At 59.3% G+C, this 16,204-nt stretch carries 15 protein-coding genes; 5 read left to right on the forward strand and 10 right to left on the reverse strand.

Features of this window, described 5'->3' with window-relative positions:
- Positions 1 to 10 precede the first annotated feature (10 nt).
- The gene (locus BM152_RS03345) at positions 11 to 1,777 is read left to right on the forward strand and encodes an ATP-binding protein (protein ID WP_066603878.1); all 1,767 of its coding nucleotides are present in this window, start codon (positions 11 to 13) and stop codon (positions 1,775 to 1,777) included.
- A gap of 6 nt (positions 1,778 to 1,783) precedes the next feature.
- Here the strand turns inward: BM152_RS03345 and BM152_RS03350 are convergent, their stop codons facing one another.
- Positions 1,784 to 3,292: a hypothetical protein gene (locus BM152_RS03350; RefSeq protein WP_066603881.1), complete on the reverse strand. Its 1,509-nt coding sequence runs from the start codon at positions 3,290 to 3,292 to the stop codon at positions 1,784 to 1,786.
- Positions 3,293 to 3,696: 404 nt separating this feature from the next.
- Here BM152_RS03350 and BM152_RS03355 point away from each other — a divergent pair, with 404 nt between their 5' ends.
- Complete coding sequence (locus tag BM152_RS03355) at positions 3,697 to 4,731, forward strand: trans-3-hydroxy-L-proline dehydratase (RefSeq protein WP_066603883.1); 1,035 nt, start codon at positions 3,697 to 3,699, stop codon at positions 4,729 to 4,731.
- A gap of 161 nt (positions 4,732 to 4,892) precedes the next feature.
- The gene (locus tag BM152_RS03360; RefSeq protein WP_066603888.1) at positions 4,893 to 5,237 is read left to right on the forward strand and encodes a RidA family protein; all 345 of its coding nucleotides are present in this window, start codon (positions 4,893 to 4,895) and stop codon (positions 5,235 to 5,237) included.
- 87 nt (positions 5,238 to 5,324) lie between these two features.
- Here the strand turns inward: BM152_RS03360 and BM152_RS03365 are convergent, their stop codons facing one another.
- The 4 genes from BM152_RS03365 to lhpI all read right to left on the reverse strand — a co-directional run bounded on the left by BM152_RS03365 (position 5,325) and on the right by lhpI (position 10,226).
- A complete protein-coding gene (locus BM152_RS03365) occupies positions 5,325 to 6,587 on the reverse strand; it encodes an NAD(P)/FAD-dependent oxidoreductase (RefSeq protein ID WP_066603890.1) in 1,263 nt (420 codons plus the stop codon).
- 79 nt (positions 6,588 to 6,666) lie between these two features.
- Positions 6,667 to 7,581 (reverse strand): 4-hydroxyproline epimerase, encoded by a 915-nt coding sequence (locus BM152_RS03370; RefSeq protein WP_066603895.1) that lies wholly within the window; start codon positions 7,579 to 7,581, stop codon positions 6,667 to 6,669.
- Positions 7,572 to 8,531: a dihydrodipicolinate synthase family protein gene (locus BM152_RS03375; RefSeq protein WP_074913952.1), complete on the reverse strand. Its 960-nt coding sequence runs from the start codon at positions 8,529 to 8,531 to the stop codon at positions 7,572 to 7,574. Before BM152_RS03375 ends, BM152_RS03370 begins: the two co-directional genes overlap by 10 nt.
- Positions 8,532 to 8,546: 15 nt before the next feature.
- Positions 8,547 to 10,226, reverse strand: a complete 1,680-nt coding sequence (gene lhpI / locus BM152_RS03380; protein ID WP_066603900.1) for a cis-3-hydroxy-L-proline dehydratase — start codon at positions 10,224 to 10,226, stop codon at positions 8,547 to 8,549.
- Between the two features lie 142 nt (positions 10,227 to 10,368).
- On the opposite strand from lhpI, the gene BM152_RS03385 reads away from it, so the two are divergent.
- Both BM152_RS03385 and BM152_RS03390 read left to right on the forward strand, forming a co-directional pair.
- The gene (locus BM152_RS03385) at positions 10,369 to 11,004 is read left to right on the forward strand and encodes a helix-turn-helix domain-containing protein (protein WP_066603902.1); all 636 of its coding nucleotides are present in this window, start codon (positions 10,369 to 10,371) and stop codon (positions 11,002 to 11,004) included.
- A 36-nt stretch (positions 11,005 to 11,040) separates the two neighbouring features.
- Entirely contained in the window at positions 11,041 to 12,066 is a 1,026-nt protein-coding gene (locus tag BM152_RS03390) for an Ldh family oxidoreductase (RefSeq protein WP_066603906.1), read from the forward strand.
- Between the two features lie 90 nt (positions 12,067 to 12,156).
- Here BM152_RS03390 and BM152_RS03395 read toward each other — a convergent pair whose 3' ends face one another.
- The 5 genes from BM152_RS03395 to BM152_RS03415 all read right to left on the reverse strand — a co-directional run bounded on the left by BM152_RS03395 (position 12,157) and on the right by BM152_RS03415 (position 16,188).
- Positions 12,157 to 12,879, reverse strand: coding sequence for an amino acid ABC transporter ATP-binding protein (locus BM152_RS03395; RefSeq protein WP_066603909.1), 723 nt, complete (start codon positions 12,877 to 12,879; stop codon positions 12,157 to 12,159).
- Positions 12,872 to 13,525: an amino acid ABC transporter permease gene (locus BM152_RS03400; RefSeq protein ID WP_066603912.1), complete on the reverse strand. Its 654-nt coding sequence runs from the start codon at positions 13,523 to 13,525 to the stop codon at positions 12,872 to 12,874. Before BM152_RS03400 ends, BM152_RS03395 begins: the two co-directional genes overlap by 8 nt.
- Before the next feature lie 12 nt (positions 13,526 to 13,537).
- A complete protein-coding gene (locus BM152_RS03405; RefSeq protein WP_066603915.1) occupies positions 13,538 to 14,203 on the reverse strand; it encodes an amino acid ABC transporter permease in 666 nt (221 codons plus the stop codon).
- A 74-nt stretch (positions 14,204 to 14,277) separates the two neighbouring features.
- A complete protein-coding gene (locus BM152_RS03410) occupies positions 14,278 to 15,090 on the reverse strand; it encodes an ABC transporter substrate-binding protein (RefSeq protein WP_066603918.1) in 813 nt (270 codons plus the stop codon).
- Positions 15,091 to 15,462: 372 nt separating this feature from the next.
- Positions 15,463 to 16,188, reverse strand: coding sequence for an SURF1 family protein (locus BM152_RS03415; RefSeq protein WP_066603920.1), 726 nt, complete (start codon positions 16,186 to 16,188; stop codon positions 15,463 to 15,465).
- Positions 16,189 to 16,204: the final 16 nt, after the last annotated feature.

Consider the following 16,204-nt stretch of genomic DNA (forward strand, 5'->3'; position numbering starts at 1 on the left):
GAGGCGCAACATGACCACGCCCCCTGACGACCGCGTTTCCCGTCGCCGCTACGAGCGCGAACAACTCGCACGCACCGAGGCCGAAAAGCTGCTCGAAGACAAAAGTCGCGAGCTTTTCGAGGCGAATGCGGCACTTAGTACCCAATCGGCCAATCTCGAACGCGCCGTCAAGGAACGCACCGAAGAGCTTGAGCAGGCCCTGAAACGCGCCGAAGCGGCCTCTACTGCGCGTAGCCGTTTCATCGCCACCATGAGCCACGAAATCCGCACCCCTCTGGGCGGGCTTTTGGGGATGATCGACCTTCTGTCGATGGATGAGAAAGACGCGAGCAAACTGGAGCTGCTGAACTACGCCAAAGCGGCGGGCGAAGGGTTGAGCCGGATCGTCAATGACGTTCTCGATTTTTCCAAGATGGAAGCGGGCGTCTTTGTCTTTGAAGAAGAGGACGTGGATATTCGTGCGCTGGTGGAGAGCATCCGCATTCTCTACACCTCGCATGGCAAGGGCACAGGCCGGACGATTGTCACCAAGATCGACCAATCCGTGCCGAAGCTCTTTCGCAGCGACGCCACACGAATCCGCCAGATCATTTCCAACCTCATCAATAATGCGCTGCGCTATTCCGCCGACGGACCGATCATTTTTCGCGCCAAGGCAGAGGCGCATGAAAAGGGCGTTTTGTTGCGCTGTGAGGTCGAAGATTTCGGCGTGGGTATTCCGCCGGAGAAATTCAAAGACCTGTTCAAAGATTTTGCACAGGTTGCCAATCCCCTGACCGTCGCGGCGCAAGGCACAGGGTTGGGGCTGGCCATTTGCAAGCGTATCCTTGACGGGCTTGGTGGCGAGGTGGGCGTGGAAAGCAGCCTTGGCGAAGGCTCGACCTTCTGGTTCGAAGTGCCGGTCGAAGTGGTTTCCCGCCCGCAATCCACGCAGGATGACGATGTGGAGATGGCTTCAGGGGGGCTGTCCCCCGCGCGCAGCATCGAAGGGCTGCGTGTGCTGATTGCCGAAGACAATATCATCAACCAGAAGATGCTTCTCGCCTATACCGACCGCATGAATCTCAAGGCCGATCTGGCGGAGAACGGGCGTATCGCGGTCGAGAAGTTTGCCCCCGGAAAATATGACCTGATCCTGATGGATATCGCCATGCCCGAGATGGACGGGATTGAGGCTACACGACAGATCAAAGCCAAATGGCCTGCTAAGGATGTCCCGCCGATTTTTGCTCTGACTGCCCATGTGGCCGATGCGATCGAGGAGGAGGCCAATATCGTCGGGATCGACCGGATCCTGTCCAAACCGATACCGTTCGACACGTTGAAATCGCTCATAGAATCCTCGCTGAAACTCTCGACGGCGAAAGCGGGGGGCAACCCGAAGGTTGCAGAGCCTTCTGTCGCGATCCCGCCGGTTTGTGCACCGAAAGATGCCTCAGCCCTTGTCACCGAGTTGAAAGGTCGGATGGTGCCGGAGGTGGCCAACCATTTGCTCGAAATTTTCGACTTGGACGGGTTGATTGATCTGGTGCAAAAATTTGTTGTGGATGCGTCCTTCCGGCTGGAGCAACTGATCGCCGCCGAGCGCAGCGGCGACAAGGACGCCGCGTCCAAACAGGCCCATTCGCTCAAGGGGGCCAGCCTCGCATTGGGGTTCAAGGATATGGCCGACATGGCGCGGCACATGGAATTGCGCGACAGTGATGTGGATGTTGAGGGGCTTGCGGAGGAATTTGTCTCTCAGGTCAACGAGATACGATCAATTCTATCCTTGTGATCCGGTTCAGAAACTGAACTTGTAGGTCAGGGACAGGTTGCCGCCGAGGATGCCCGGTCCCGGCGCATCGCCTTTGTTCCACGGCCATCTGTTGTTGCTGTAATTGCTATAGGACACCAGCACCTTGTCATTGACCTTATAGCTCGCGGAATAGCTGTAATCGGGGTCATATGTGTCTTGGGCATCGGGCGCATAGAGGTAGGCCGTGCCCCCGACGCGGAGCTTGTCCGTCACCGCATAGCCGCAGGACAGGTTGAAACTTTTTGCCACCGGATCGGGCAGGGCGACACTTGCCGAACAGGGCAGGGATTTGTCGTTGGGCAAATGAATGGTCGGCAGTTTGTAACTGGCCCGCAGGGTGCCGTTGAGCAGACCATCCAGAAAATTCCCGTTCTCGCCACCGAATTGCGCCGAATAATTGCTATAGCCGAGATTGATCTTGTCACTGACCTTGTAGTTGAAGGCATAGGTGTAGTCCGGATCGGACGAAGCGCGGTCCTCGGGAAAGAGATAGCCGACCAGTGCGAAGCGGAAAGACAATCGGCGGGTCAGGTTGGTGCTACAGCCCAGACTGGCGCGCGGTTTTTCGAAACTCAGGGTCGGATTGTCCGATCCGTCCTGAAGGCTGGTTGTCGCGGTCAGGGCGCAAGAGAGTTTGATGCGTTCAAAGAAACTCTGGTCCGCCTCCGGCGCAGGCGCGGCGGGTGCTGCGCGGGTCTGTGCCGTGGTCTGTGAGGAAGACGGGGGGGCGACCTGTGCGGCGGACGGTGCAGCGGGCTGCGCACGCGGTGTGGCAATCAACGGCGGGACCGTCACCGGTGCGAGGGTCTGGTGACATTCGTCCGGCAGGAACCCGGCCACTTCGGGACAGGCCTCGTCGAGATCACTCGGAGGGGGCATGGCCTCGCTTTGCTGTGCGGCGGCGTTGGCAAGTTCGGCGTTACTTCCGTCTTCAACGGCCTCTGCCTCTGCCGCGTCTGCAAGTGCGATCTGCTCTTCCTCCGTGAGAGCGGGGGGCGCAGGTGTGCTGACCACGTTAACCGGTTCCGGCACAGGTTCAGGTCCGGTTCCCGCCAGAATCCAGCGTGCGATATAGGTTGCCGCCGCTTTGGCATCCGGTGCCACGGGCGGGGCGGGGCGCGGCTCTCGGGTTGCGGGCACCGAGAAGACCTCTCCATCACGCCCTGTGATTTCGCAGGACACAGCCAGCGTGCAGGTGAGAAAATACATGCGCTGCGCGACTGCACCGCCCGACAGGATTTTGGCCGTGCCATCGGGATAGATCACATAGACCCATTCCCCGAGATAGCCCCTCTGAAACCGCGTTGTGTGAAAGGCGCTGGGCAGATCAATGATGACCTCTTCGGCCTCCGGTGCGGCTGGGTCCGTGGTGTTCAGCACATCGCGGCTCTCATAGGGCGCCTGCGCCAGTCTCAAGACCTCATCCGCCGGTTGCGCACATAGAGGTGCGGCGACCAGAAGGCTGGGGAGGACATGAAGAAGGCGGCGGCTCATGGCGTGATATGCGTCCTCGACAGGGGGCGGGCCTGTTCCACTCGGGGTATGGGATCGATCATTCGGCGTGACGGCAAGCGAGGCGCTTACTCTGCTGTTCTGATTATGAGCGGGATATTTGGTGACGCAAGAGACAGTTTTCTTTTGTTTCCGGATGTTGCCTCTTCTCCAAAGGGGCGAACTATCCGGCGTGTTTTCCGCTCTGTGCGGAATGGCGAGAACCTGCTGTGGGGGCGCGAGTTTCCCTCTGTTGGACGGGGTATTTCGTTGCCGGATGTTACTGATGGAACGGTGCTTTTCCAATCTTATGGAAAAACAAAATTTATCATTTGAAAACAGAAAATAAGATGGATTACCTCATGCAGATATGACAGGCTTCGTCAGGATAAAACGAGGGCCGGAATATGCGCAGCACGAAAGTCATTCATGTGGTCTCCTGTCACGCCGAGGGCGAGGTCGGGGATGTCATCGTGGGTGGTGTCACACCGCCGCCGGGGGATACGATCTGGGAGCAGCGCAAATGGATTGCCGAGGACGAGACCCTGCGCAACTTTATGCTGAACGAGCCGCGCGGAGGCGTGTTCCGGCATGTCAATCTTCTGGTGCCGCCCAAACACCCGAAGGCACAGGCCGCGTGGATTATTATGGAACCCGAAGACACGCCGCCCATGTCGGGATCGAATTCGATCTGTGTCTCGACGGTCCTGCTCGATAGCGGTATTATTCCGATGCAGGAACCTGTCACGGAGATGGTGCTTGAGGCGCCCGGCGGCTTGGTTCATGTCCGCGCCGAATGTGCCAATGGCAAGGCGGAGCGGATTTTCGTGGAAAACCTGCCCTCTTTTGCCAGCCGTCTGGACGTGCCGCTCACGGTGCCCGGATTGGGCGAGATCACCGTGGACACGGCCTTTGGCGGCGACAGTTTTGTTGTGGTCGATCCGGTCGCCCTTGGCGTTGATCTGACACAAGAGAATGCCCGCGAGATTGCCGAACTTGGCATCCGCATCACCAATGCGGCCAATGCGCAATACCGGTTCGAGCATCCCGAAAAGCCGGATTGGGCGCATCACTCCTTTTGCCTCTTTGCCGGACCGATCACCCGCGAGGGTCACGAATTGCGTGCGCAATCTGTTGTCGCGATCCAGCCGGGGAAACTTGACCGCTCCCCGACCGGCACGGCGGTGTCGGCCCGTATGGCAATCTTGCATGCCCGTGGCGAGATGGGGCCGGATGACCGGTTCACCGGTGTGTCTATCATTGGCTCGGAGTTTCATGGCCGCATTCTTGGCACGGTGCCGCTTGGGGATCACACGGCGATCCGGCCGGAGATCAACGGGCGGGCGTGGATCACCGGTACGCATCAACATATGCTGGACCCGTCAGACCCTTGGCCGGAGGGCTATCGCCTTTCCGACACATGGCCGCGTATCACAGGATAACTTCCCCCCTTTGCGGGCGTGCACATCTCTTGCGTGTCGCGGGCAGCCAACGCGCAGGTTTTCGGGGAAACCTGTGCAAATCATGAATGGAAACGGCCTTTCGCATCCAATGTATGAGACATACGCGGTGCGAGAGGTTTTAAAAAAAGGAAAACATGACAATGACCATCAAACGTATCGAACCCGGCGCGCGGATGAGCCAAGCCGTGGTGCATAACGGAACCGTCTATCTGGCCGGTCAGGTCGGTCACGGTGCCGATGTGACAGAGCAGTCCAAGGATGCTTTGGCATCTGTGGAGCGTCTTCTGGCCGAGGTCGGCTCGGACAAGTCGAAAATCCTGTCCACCACGATCTGGCTGGCCACGATGGATGATTTCGCCGACATGAATGCGGTGTGGGATGCTTGGGTTGACCCGAAAGCGCCGCCGGCGCGGGCCTGTGGCGAAGCGCGTCTGGCGACTTCGGAGTATCTGGTGGAGTTCATGGTGGTGGCTGCGGTCGATTGATCGGAATCGGTTGAACACCGCTGACTGAGCGCACATCCTGCGCCGGAATAAAGCGCCCGCCGGAGATTTCTCTGGCGGGCGTTTGGCTTAGAACGGTGCGGCGAACCGTGCGGCGTCGAAAGGCGAGAGCGAAATTTCGGGTGTCTGGCCGCTGGCCAGAGCGCAGACAAGTTCCGCCGTTCCGGCCGATTGTGTCAGCCCGAGGTGGCCGTGGCCGAAGGCATAGATCACCCGTTCTGTTTTGGCGGAATGTCCGATCACCGGCAGGCTGTCGGGCATCGAGGGGCGAAAGCCCATCCATTCCGTGCCGCCTTGCGGATCGAATCCTTCCAGAAAGCTTCTGGCCTTTTCCACAAGGATTTTCGCGCGCTTGTAATTCGGCGGAAGGTCCAGACCGCCCAGTTCCACCGCCCCGCCAACGCGTAGCCCTTCTCCGATTTTGGAGATGACAAAGCCGTGGTCGGCAAAGGTGAGATGGGTTTTCAGATCGAAACTGGCCTGCGGGAAGGTGGTATTATAGCCGCGCTCGGTCTCAAGCGGAATCCGTTCGCCCAAACTGCGCGCCAGATGATGCGACCATGCACCGGCTGCGACGACCACCTGTGCGGCGGTGATGGGGCCCGTGGCGGTCAGGATTTCCACCCCGTCTTCGAGAGGGGAGAGAGACTTGATCTCTGCGGTTTCGATCACCCCGCCCGCGTCGATAAAGCACTGTGCCAGATATTCGGTCCAGCGTGCCGGATCGACCGTGTTCATCCAGTCGGGCGTGTAGCCGGCATGGGTGAAGCGCGGGTGCAGTCCGGGTTGGATCTCCGCGATTTCATCGGGGCTTTTCAGAAGGTCGAAGGCAATCCCGTGCTGGCGGCGCAAGTCCCATGACGGGAGCGTGGCACGGAACTGTGCTTCGCCTTCATAGACCTGCAACTGTCCTTCGCGGCGCATCATGTCTTCGCCCTTTGTCTCGACAATCAGCCGCTCCAGTGCGGCGCGGGACAGGTGCATAAGGCCGGACTGGGCTGTGACGGCGGCCTCATAGCGGGATTTGGAGGTGGCGCGCCAGAAGTGATACATCCACGGCGCGATCTTGAGCGCATAGGCCGGACGCAGCGACAGCGGTCCTAGAGGATCAAGCAGCCATTTGGGGGCCTTGCGCATGATGCCGGGGGTCGCGAGCGGTTCGACATCGGTATAGGCAAAGGCGCCTTGATTGCCGCGCGAGGTTTCTGCGGCCACGCCTTTGCGGTCCAGCAGACGCACCTGTCGCCCTTGGCGTTGCAGGGCCAGAGCAGAGGTGACGCCGATAATGCCAGCGCCGATAACGATGATGTCGGAGGAACCGGTTGGGGACATGGTGCGCCTCGCAGTGCATATGAATGAAAATCCGTCCGGCACACAGGGGTCATGCGCCGGACGGGGGCGGGAAGACAGGCTAGCCTGTGATCCCGTGTCGGAAAGGGTCGGTCGGCTCGAAGATCAATGTGCTGTTGGCCATGATCCACGCCTGACCTGTGATGGACGGGATCACCCCGCCATCTGTGCCCGCGCGCCAGGACAGGCGGTAGGAACTGCCGATCACGCTTTCTTGCAGGATTTCGTCGCTTTCCGCGAGCTGCCCGTCTGCGGCGAGACAGGCCAGACGCGCCGAACAGCCCGTGCCGCAGGGGGAGCGATCATAGGCATCATCGGGGCAAAAGACGAAATTGCGGCTGTGCCCGTCTTCGGTAAGCGCAGGGCCGTAGAGGATCACATGATCGATATTTTCCCCTGCCGCTTGCAGAGCGCTGCGCACATCGGTGGCTGCGCGGGTCAGTTCGGGGATATGCGCCGGTGTGACCGGAACCGGAGAGGGATCGACGATATAGAACCAGTTGCCGCCATAGGCGATGTCCCCGGTCACGGTGCCCAGACCGTCCACCTCGACGGAGACCGCCGTTTGGGTGCGCCGGCTTTCGATATTGGTCACGGTGACTGTGTTGGCGTCATGGACTTCGACATCGACCACGCCCACAGGGGTTTCGATCTTGTGATGGCCTTTGCCGATCAGCCCCAGATGCACAAGGGTGACGGCCAGTCCGATGGTTCCGTGCCCGCACATGCCAAGCACGGCCTCGGCGTCGAAATAGATGACGCCCGTCACACAGTCGGGATCGACCGGCTCGACCAATAGTGCACAGACCATGGCGGTCTGGCCGCGCGGTTCGAGAATGACGGACTGGTAGAAGGTTTTGTGCTCGGTCGCGAGACGTTCGGCGCGCTCGGCCAGAGGACCGGACCCAAGGTCCGGACCTCCGTTGAGGATCACCCGTGTCGGCTCTCCGCCCGTGTGACTGTCAATCACATGCATTCAGCGATCACTCCACCTTGTTTCGACCAGTTTGCGAACCATGTGTTGAACTGGTGGAACTGCTTTTCGCAGAAGGTCGCTTGCGACGGGGACAGAGCGTCGGTCTCATAGATGTTCAAACGGTATTCGTCATGGCCTTTGAGCACCATGAGATGTTTGAAATAGAGCACCAGATCGACACCTTCGTCGAATTCTGCGAGCACCGAGAAGGCCTCGGTCAATTCGCGGGCGCGCTGGTCGGCTTCGGGATCGCCTTGGGCGGCCTTTTTCGACAGGGCGGTGAGCAAAAGCGTCTCTTTCGGGTAGATCGTGCCGATGCCGGTGATCGTGCCCACTGCGCCGCATTTGACGATGCCGTGATAGACCTCTGTATCGACGCCGACCATCAAGAGAACATCGTCATCCTGATTGGTAATGTGTTCTGCGGCATAGCTCAGATCGGACTTGCCGCCGAATTCCTTGAACCCGACGAGGTTCTTGTGCTCCGCACGCAGGGCAAAGAACAGATCGGCCTTGGTCGTGTAGCCGTAATAGGGGCTGTTGTAGATGATCGCAGGCACATCGGGGGCTGCGTCGAGAATGGCTTTGAAGTGGTTCTTTTGCGCCGCAACCGAGAGGCCACGGGACAGAACGCGCGGGATCACCATGAGACCGGCCGCACCGACTTTCTGGGCGTGGGCGGCATGATCCACGGCTGATTTGGAGTTGATCGCACCGGTGCCGACGACGACGGGCACACCGGCTTTGGTCAGGCGTTCGACGCCTTCCATACGCTGTTCGTCGGTGAGCAGGGGCCAGTCGCCGCAGGAGCCGCAATAGACCACGCCGGACATGCCGGCATCCATCATCTCGGTGCCTTTGCGCACGAGCGCGTCGAAATCGGGCTGGCGGTCCTCGGTGCAGGGCGTCAACAGGGCAGGGATCGTGCCAAAAAACACATCTTTGTTCATTTCATATCTCCGTAATTATTCAGGTGTGATCCAGTGCGGCGGCTGGGTGGGGGCCAGACCGCTACAGGCGGAGCGGGCGCATTGTGAAAGCGAACCGAAACGCACCGCACGTTTCGAAAGGCCGGGTGCGTAATGGGCATATTTGCCCGAATTGGTCATGAGTGTGCGGGCCTCGGGCGGAAACACCGGCTCGGAGATGGAACACCAGCACAGATCGGGGACGATCTTGACACCCGCCGCCTCCAGTCGCGCCTTGACGCCGCTTTTGCTGATCTGGGCAAGGCTTTGGCGTCCAAGGGTGATGATCGTTGTAACTTCAGGGCTGACCTGTTGCCCGTCCATGAGATAGGCAAAGGCATTGCATTCATTGGTGGAGAAATGCGGACTTCCAAGGGCCACCAGTTCGACCTTTTCGGCGCCTTGATTGAACCCTTCCCAGAGTTGGGCAAAGTCTTTGGGGCCGATATCCACGCGATCTGCATGGGGCAGGGGCGCAAGGTCCGCCTCCGGCGTGATCCCCGCGATATGGAGCATCGGTGCGGCGGAAGTGGTGCCATAGGCCGCGCAAAGCGCCTTGAGGTCGTCTTCGCTGGGATGCGTGCCTTCGAGCCCTCGGATCAACGGGATGCGGTCCGGTGCGGCCTGACCGACGAGCCAGCCGAGCATGGGCCAGAAGGCATCGTCAATGCCCTCGGGCACGGTGACATCCAGAATCCGTTCCGGTGCGCGGTTGCCGTCGAGATAGACGCCGGACTGGGCGGCGCGGCCTGTCAGGGCAATGCTCAGATCCATAAAGTCCGCGTGTTTGACGGTGCGCGCGCCCAGAACGCTGTTGGCATAGACCACGGCGTTGCTTTCCGCCCATGCGATCTCTTCACCTTGCTTGGGCTTGTCTTCCAGAAGGTAGGGGGCGCAGGTGAAGCTCGGCTTGGCCCCCATTTCGACATAGGCATCGGCCAGTTGGCTGGCGGGCAGGCCGAATTCTTCGGCAACACCTTGCGCGCGCCAGTTGGCGTGATCGACGGAGATGGCATTCATCGTGGTCGGCACACGCACGCGCCCGCCCTTGTCAGCCATGGTGCGGGCAAAGGTGAGAAAGGCGGGGCTTGCATAGATACAGCCGTCGATATGCACGCGGCTGACATCGGTGAGGCGGGTGGCGCCTTGGGCCACGGCCATGGTGGTGATGATCTCCATCGCCACTTGCGCCGCCTCGCCAAAGGCTCCGGCAAGGAACTGACGGTCCTGATCGGTGAGTTCAAGCGTGTCGGCTTTCGGCGAGAGCGGAACATCGAGCGCTCCGGCGCTCAGATGTGTCTCAGTGATCTCGGCAGAGGTTTCCTTTGCCAGCGCGTCGTAATCTTCGGCAGACAGGCGCAGCACAGCAATCGGATGGTCGAACAGTTTTGTCGCCACCAGAGCGCCAAGCGTCAGAATGTCTTCGTTCTCGCGGAAAATCAGCGCCTTCGGCGCGTGTTCGGCGAAGGCCAGCCCCAAGAGCACGCCGCTGCCGGTGCAGGAGCCGCGGCTGGTGGGCATCATGACAATATGTCCGGCCAGAGACTTCCCGTGCTGCGGGTGATGGGCGTCGATGATCTGCCCCGTAGCCGGATCAACCCCGCCCCAGACACTCAGCCCTTCGTCGCAGACAAGAAGCGGACCTGAAACCTTGGCGCTGATGATCACGTCTGACATTCTGTTTCCCTGTTGGCTCAATCGACACCCCAGCGTTGAAATTTGCGTCATCGCTATTCCGCTGGCAGGCTTTCGATTGCTATTGTTGTAATTGATGCAAATATATGCTTAAACAATCATGATTGGTAAGAAAAGAAAAATTATGTCGAAAACGGAAAATATTCCCGAACCTTCCGACAAGGAAAGCTGGGAGACAGAGCGCCATCATTTGCGGGCCGAGCTCGGCAGCCGGATGAAGGCGGTGCGTCAGGCGGCGGGTCTGACGCTGGAAGCTGCGGCCCAGAAATCCGGCGTGGCGCTTTCGACGATCCACAAGATCGAAAACGGACGGGTCTCTCCAAGCTACGAGAATCTTGTGAGAATTGCGCGCGCCTATGATATCGGTATGGAACGGCTCTTTTCCGAAGATCACGACGCCCACCAGACCACGCGCATGACCGTCACCAAGGCGGGGCAGGGCCGTGTGGTCCGTGCCAAGCATTTCGAATACGAGGTGCTGTGCAATGCTCTGGCAGAGAAAAAGATCATCCCGCTGGTCACCACGGTCGAGAAACGCGACGCTTTGCGCTCGGAAGATCTTGAATCCCACACCGGTGAGGAAACGCTCTATGTGCTGTCCGGCCGGATCGAACTTGTGGTCGAACACTATAAGCCGGTGATTCTGGAGCCGGGAGATTGCGCTTATTTCGACAGCACGATCAAACACGGTATGCGCGCACTTGATGACACAGAGACCAAAGTGTTCTGGGCCTGCACCTATACCGATTTCGCCAAATAACCCCTATAACATCCCAATAGAAAGAGGACTTCGCATATGGCAAAGCCCATTTCCGTCGAGACGCTGCACACCCGTGTTCGGTCAATTTTTGAAAAATGCGGAATGTCCGAGGCCAATGCCGAAGCGGTCGCTGCGGTGATCGTGGCCGGTGAGCGCGATGCCTGCAAATCCCACGGGATTTACCGGATCGAGGGCTGTATGCGTGTTCTGGCGGCGGGCAAGGTCGAGCCGAAAGCCGTGCCGGAGCTGGTGGATACGGGCAAGGCCGTGATCGAAGTGGACGCCAATGGCGGCTTTTCCAATCCGGCATTTGATGCCGCCAAGGCTGCTCTTGTGGCACGGGCCAAAGAGACGGGGCTGGCGGCGCTGGTGATCCGCGACTGTTTGCATTTCTCGGCGCTCTGGCATGATGTGGAGGCGTTGGCTAAAGAAGGGCTGGCGTCTTTGTCTATGTGCCCGAGCTATGCGTCTGTGGCCCCGACCGGCGGCAAAGAGCCGTTGTTGGGCACGAACCCCATTGCTTTCGGCTGGCCGCGCCCTGCTGAGCATCCCTATGTGTTCGACTTTGCCACATCGGTCGCGGCACGCGGAGAGATCGAATTGCACCGCCGTGCAGGAACCGAAATTCCCGACGGCTGGGCCGTGGACAAAGAGGGCAACCCGACCAACGATCCCGACGCCGCGCTGGCGGGGGCGATGCTGCCCTTTGGCGGGCACAAGGGCTCGGCCATCTCGACCATGGTGGAACTGCTCGCAGGGGCCATGCTGGGCGAATTCATGAGCAAGGAAGCGCTCGACTTCATGGGCGGAACGCATTTGCTGCCGCGTCACGGGGCGCTTGTGCTGGCGCTTGATCCGGCGACGTTCTCGGCGCGCAGCGGGCGCGATCCTCTGGCCGAGGGCGAACGCCTTCTGACCGCCATCGGGGCGCAAGGGGCACGGCTTCCCTCGCAACGCCGGTTCAAGGCGCGTGACCTGTCCTTGCGGGAGGGGATCGAGTTGAGCGATGCGGAACTGGCGCAGCTTGATCTGTTTGAAGCACAGGGGCTCGCCGCGCTCTGAGTGCAGGTTCGAGCCTTTTGCGAAAGGTGTCACAACATGCAAAAGGCGCGGGACATTTCCCGCGCCTTTTTCTGTTGGCGTTGATCCGCCTCAGCGCACGCTGGCCAGAAAACTCTGGGTTTCCGGATGCTGCGGGTTTTCGAACAGCTCTGCTGGTGTCCCGATCTCTGCCATGATGCCTTTGTGGAAAAAGGCCACACGGTCCGAGACATCCCGCGCAAAGCTCATCTCGTGGGTGACGAGGATCATCGTCATCCCCTCTTCGGCCAGCATCTTGAGCGTTTCGAGCACTTCGCCCACAAGCTGCGGATCGAGCGCGGAGGTCACCTCGTCAAAGAGCATGTAATCGGGCGACATCGCCAGAGCGCGGGCGATGGCCATACGTTGCTGCTGGCCTCCGGACAACCGTGTCGGATAGGTGCCCAGTTTGTCGCCAAGCCCGACGTGGTTGAGATGCTTTTCCGCGATGGCTTCGGCTTCGGCTTTGCCCATGCCCAACACCTTGCGTGGTGCCAGCGTGACATTTTCCATCACGGTGAGATGCGGGAAGGCGTTGAACTGCTGGAACACGATCCCGATTTTCTGACGCAGCTTGTTGAGGTCGGTGGATTTGGCGTGAACTTCGGTGCCATCCACCAGAATCTTGCCGGAGACGATCGGCTCCAACCCGTTGATACAGGTCAGAAGTGTCGATTTCCCTGACCCCGAGCCGCCGATGACGGTGACGACTTCGCCCTTTTCGACATTCAGGTCGATGCCTTTGAGAACCTCAAGCTGGCCAAAGGATTTACGGACATTTTGGATCTCAATCATTGGACCACCTTTTTTCGAGATATCCGCCGAAACGCGCAAGCGGGAAGCTGATGATAAAGTAGAACGCACCACAGATCAGCAGCAGGAACAGAGGTTCTTGCAGACGTGTGATGAGAATTTGTGTGGACTTCAAAAGCTCGGTGACCTGAACCACATAGACGAGCGCGGAGTCCTTCATAACGCCAAGCGCCAGACCGATCCACGAGGGCAGGGCTACCCGTGTTGCCAGAGGCATCACGATATAGCGCATGTCCTGACCCCATGACATGCCGAGCGACCGGGCCGCGCGGCGTGTGACGGTTGGCACCGCGTCAATTCCACCGCGCACGATCTCGGCGCAATAGGCCGAGGTGTAGAGCGATAGGACCATACACGCGACGAAAAAGCCAGAAAGCTGAAGCTGGAGCACCATGCCGACAAAGGCATTGGCCAGAACCAGCTGGATTAGCAGCGGTACGGAGCGGAAGATGTCCAGAAAAAGCGTGAGCGGTGCGGAAAGCACGGCCCCCAACTGGACGCGGATCACGCCGAAGATGATGCCGAGGATCGTGCCGATCACGACCGAGATGGCTGTCACCACAATCGTGATGCCCGCGCCCTTGGCGAGAAACACCAGATCGTTGGCGGAGAGAGCAGTATCAAACATGTTGTGTCTCCCTCAATACCGGAACAGGCGTGCGGCGATCAGCCGTGCGCTCAGGGTGATGACTTTGGTGATGATGTAGAAGATCACACCGGCGATGGCGAAAAGCTCGAAGGTTCTGAAGGTCAGCGCATTCAAATCCTGTGTGACGCCGTAAAGGTCGGAATTCATGCCCACGGTGACGCCCAGAGAGGTCATCAGGATGGCCCAAACCATTTGGTTGGTCATCGGCAGGAAGGAAATCCGCAGCATTTGCGGCAGGACGATATAGCGGAAGGATTGCACCGGAGACATGCCCAGCGATTGCCCCGCACGCGCCTGCGTGTCCGGAATGGCCTTGAGCGCGCCACGGAAATTCTCGGCGAGATAGCCTGCGTTGTTGAAGGTGATGCCGATCAGAAGCGAGGTGAAGGGAGAGAAGTGGATGCCGAAACTCGCGACCCCGAAATGCGCCATGTAGATCTGGAACAATGCGGGGGTGTTTCGGGCGATCTCGATCCATGTGGTCGCGATGGCATTGAGGGGGCGGGACTTGGTTTGGCGAAACATCGTCAGGAGGATGGCGAATAGGATGCCCAAGAGCATCGATATAATCGCGACCTCCATCGTGATCACCGCACCGTCCAGCATCTTGGGAAGACGGGCCAAGGCCTGTTTCCATTGGAAGGTATAATCAAACATTTCTGTTGTGTGCCCTGCTGAAGAGAAGAAAAACGGCGCGGGAAACCCGCGCCGCAATTTAGATCATCTCTGGCTCAGCGATATGCGCCCGGCACTGTGAGGGACGGCACATCGCCACCGACCCATTTTTCATAGAGCTCGTCATAACGGCCTGTGCGGATCTGCTGGTTCACGAAGAGGTCCAGATAGTTCAGGAACCCGTATTCGTCACGCTTGGCGAACAGACCGACATAGTCAATGTCGAACGGTGCGCTGGCGACCACTTCGATACCGCCGAAATTGCCGGATTTCACATTGGCCTGTGCCACGGTGGAGGTGGACACGGTGGCGTCAAGCTGGCCTTGGGCCAGGGCAAGGAAGACATCGGCCTGTGTCTGGTAGGGGCGGAACTCGGAGCCATCGCCCCATTCGTTCACATATTCTTCCAGAGCAATCGCCTCGTAAGTCCCGGCAACGGCACCGACAGTGTGGCCCTTCATCGATTCAAAGGAGGTGATGTCTGTGCCTTCGGCAGCTGTCACAACCATTTCAAATGCGAAATAGGGGATGGAGAAACCCACGGTCTTGGCACGTTCCAGCGTGTCGGAGGTGGAGGCAACACCAACGTCAACACGGTTGGACATCAGGGCCGGAATACGCTCGGGGAAGGGGGTCTCGACGATTTCGGCTTCAACACCCAGTGCGGCGGCCAGATCGTTACAGTAATCCACGTCGAACCCGATCGGCTCGTTGTTTTCGTCACGCATCCCCATCGGCGGGAAGTCGAGAACAACCGCGCAGCGCAGCTTGCCCGAAGAGATAATGTCGTCCAGTTTGTCCGCTTGCGCAGCCGTGCCGGCAAAACCTGCGGCGGCAAGCAGAAGGGCCGTCAAAGTATATTTCTTCATAGTTATGTATCCTCGTCTGTTGGTTATTCACGGGTTATTTTGATTCCCTGCCCCCACCATAGTGGGAGTTTGCTCTTTTTAGCAATTATTTTCCTATAAGAAAAATATAGGTATGCAAGGAAAAATTTCAGGCGCGCAGAAAAGCAGCATGATGAGTGTGCCGCGCGCCTGTTTGAGATCGTGCAGGACTCACACTAGGGCCGTGAACACAGATGACAAGGGCGTGTGCGGCAAAACTTTGACCTGACGGGATGCCGCCCCGCTGGCGGGGGAGGCGCAGGGCGCAGGGCTTGGTGTGCTGTGGGGCGTCGTGATGTGCGAACCGTTATGATCGGTTCGCAAACCGGTGGAGCGACCTGCTGGCGCAGCGGTTTAAGGGCGGTGTTTGATCTCTTGCCGCAGCACGAGCGTGTAGCCTGCCACCATCACCAAGGCCAGCGCAAACCATGTCAGCGCATAGCTCAGGTGGGAGTTGCGGAAGCTCACCACGGTCTTGCCGCCACGCGGCCAGCCGGTCGGGTCGATTGCGTCCTGATCGACAAAATAGGGCGCGGCCTGAGCAAAGCCTTTGGCTTGGGTAATGGAGGCAATGTCGCGGCGATACCAGTTGCCATTCTCGGGATCGTTCTTGCGCGAAAACAGCCAGCCTTCGCTCTCCGACATGCGCAGAAGTCCGGTGACGGTGGTCTCTCCCCTGATGCGGGTGAAGTCACCGGCCAAGGCCTGTTCTTGCGGAACAACGCCACGGTTCACCATGACAATCGTGCCGTCATCGCGCTTGAGCGGTGTGAGCACCCAGTAGCCCGGACCGAAATCCGAAGGGGTGTAAATCAGCACCTCGTCGTCATTGAGAAATTCCCCCGTGAGGCGCACGCGGGTGTATTCGTCTTTTTCGCTGGTGATGTCCGACCAGAGTGCGGGGGAGGGGGCCGCGACAGGGTCGGCATGGATGCGCGTGTCCACCCGTTCGATCAGGTCGAGTTTCCAGTGCAGGCGCTTGACCTGCCAGATGCCGAGGCAGGTGAAGCCCACAACGCCGATCACGGCGATCAGCGTGGCAAGGATCAGTTTGACGGAGAGGAAACGGGCAGAGGGCATGTTGCGGTCCTTAATG

The organism is Celeribacter halophilus, assembly GCF_900114135.1.
GTDB classification, from domain to species: domain Bacteria; phylum Pseudomonadota; class Alphaproteobacteria; order Rhodobacterales; family Rhodobacteraceae; genus Celeribacter; species Celeribacter halophilus.

Coding starts and splice junctions, on each gene's coding strand:
- BM152_RS03345 (WP_066603878.1), top strand. CDS start 11: ATGACCACGCCCCCTGACGACCGCGTTTCCCGTCGCCGCTACGAGCGC.
- BM152_RS03350 (WP_066603881.1), bottom strand. CDS start 3,292: ATGAGCCGCCGCCTTCTTCATGTCCTCCCCAGCCTTCTGGTCGCCGCA.
- BM152_RS03355 (WP_066603883.1), top strand. CDS start 3,697: ATGCGCAGCACGAAAGTCATTCATGTGGTCTCCTGTCACGCCGAGGGC.
- BM152_RS03360 (WP_066603888.1), top strand. CDS start 4,893: ATGACCATCAAACGTATCGAACCCGGCGCGCGGATGAGCCAAGCCGTG.
- BM152_RS03365 (WP_066603890.1), bottom strand. CDS start 6,587: ATGTCCCCAACCGGTTCCTCCGACATCATCGTTATCGGCGCTGGCATT.
- BM152_RS03370 (WP_066603895.1), bottom strand. CDS start 7,581: ATGCATGTGATTGACAGTCACACGGGCGGAGAGCCGACACGGGTGATC.
- BM152_RS03375 (WP_074913952.1), bottom strand. CDS start 8,531: ATGAACAAAGATGTGTTTTTTGGCACGATCCCTGCCCTGTTGACGCCC.
- lhpI (WP_066603900.1), bottom strand. CDS start 10,226: ATGTCAGACGTGATCATCAGCGCCAAGGTTTCAGGTCCGCTTCTTGTC.
- BM152_RS03385 (WP_066603902.1), top strand. CDS start 10,369: ATGTCGAAAACGGAAAATATTCCCGAACCTTCCGACAAGGAAAGCTGG.
- BM152_RS03390 (WP_066603906.1), top strand. CDS start 11,041: ATGGCAAAGCCCATTTCCGTCGAGACGCTGCACACCCGTGTTCGGTCA.
- BM152_RS03395 (WP_066603909.1), bottom strand. CDS start 12,879: ATGATTGAGATCCAAAATGTCCGTAAATCCTTTGGCCAGCTTGAGGTT.
- BM152_RS03400 (WP_066603912.1), bottom strand. CDS start 13,525: ATGTTTGATACTGCTCTCTCCGCCAACGATCTGGTGTTTCTCGCCAAG.
- BM152_RS03405 (WP_066603915.1), bottom strand. CDS start 14,203: ATGTTTGATTATACCTTCCAATGGAAACAGGCCTTGGCCCGTCTTCCC.
- BM152_RS03410 (WP_066603918.1), bottom strand. CDS start 15,090: ATGAAGAAATATACTTTGACGGCCCTTCTGCTTGCCGCCGCAGGTTTT.
- BM152_RS03415 (WP_066603920.1), bottom strand. CDS start 16,188: ATGCCCTCTGCCCGTTTCCTCTCCGTCAAACTGATCCTTGCCACGCTG.